Origin of the sequence: Psychrobacter sp. BF1 (assembly GCF_019279065.1) — a bacterium.
GTDB lineage: Bacteria > Pseudomonadota > Gammaproteobacteria > Pseudomonadales > Moraxellaceae > Psychrobacter > Psychrobacter urativorans.
This window is the reverse complement of the sequence record NZ_JAGYWV010000022.1, coordinates 4,205-5,177: the sequence shown is the minus strand read 5'-3', so window position 1 is coordinate 5,177 and position 973 is coordinate 4,205. Positions and strand designations below refer to the sequence as shown.

Annotated in this window: 1 pseudogene; it reads left to right on the top strand. The window is 56.1% G+C overall.

Annotated elements, in window-relative coordinates:
* Nucleotides 1-973, top strand: a pseudogene (locus KZA12_RS14400) (hypothetical protein); the annotation flags it as partial.

Sequence of the window (973 nt, the reverse complement as noted above, 5' to 3'; positions counted from 1 at the left end):
GCGGTAACCGGTGCTTATGAGGTGACCTTAACCACGCCACTTGCCAATGGTGAAGCGATCACCGCGACGGCAACGGATGCGGCTAATAACACCTCAGCGGAATCAGCCCCTAGCACAGCACCTGACACCACAGCGCCTGCCACGGCACCGACGGTAGTCTTTGAAGATGCCGGTACCGATGGGGTTTATAACGCTGCAGAAGTGGGCGCTGATGGCACCATCACGGCCACCATCAAAGCACCAGCGGATGCATTGATTGGGGACACTCTGACCATCAATGGTACAGATTACACCGTCACCCAAGCTATTATTGATAACGGTCAAGCGGTTGAAGTGGTGCCAGGCACCGACGTGGTTGCAAGCTTAACGGACAAAGCGGGTAACCCAGGTCCAAGCGCAACAGCGACGGCACCAACGGCGGACACTGTGGCACCAACCACGGCACCGACGGTAGTCTTTGAAGATGCCGGTACCGATGGGGTTTATAACGCTGCAGAAGTGGGCGCTGATGGCACCATCACGGCCACCATCAAAGCACCAGCGGATGCGTTGATTGGGGACACTCTGACCATCAATGGTACAGATTACACCGTCACCCAAGCTATTATTGATAACGGTCAAGCGGTTGAAGTGGTGCCAGGCACCGACGTGGTTGCAAGCTTAACGGACAAAGCGGGTAACCCAGGTCCAAGCGCAACAGCGACGGCACCAACGGCGGACACTGTGGCACCAACCACGGCACCGACGGTAGCCTTTGAAGATGCCGGTACCGATGGGGTTTATAACGCTGCAGAAGTGGGCGCTGATGGCACCATCACGGCCACCATCAAAGCACCAGCGGATGCATTGATTGGGGACACTCTGACCATCAATGGTACAGATTACACCGTCACCCAAGCTATTATTGATAACGGTCAAGCGGTTGAAGTGGTGCCAGGCACCGACGTGGTTGCAAGCTTAACGGACAAAGCGG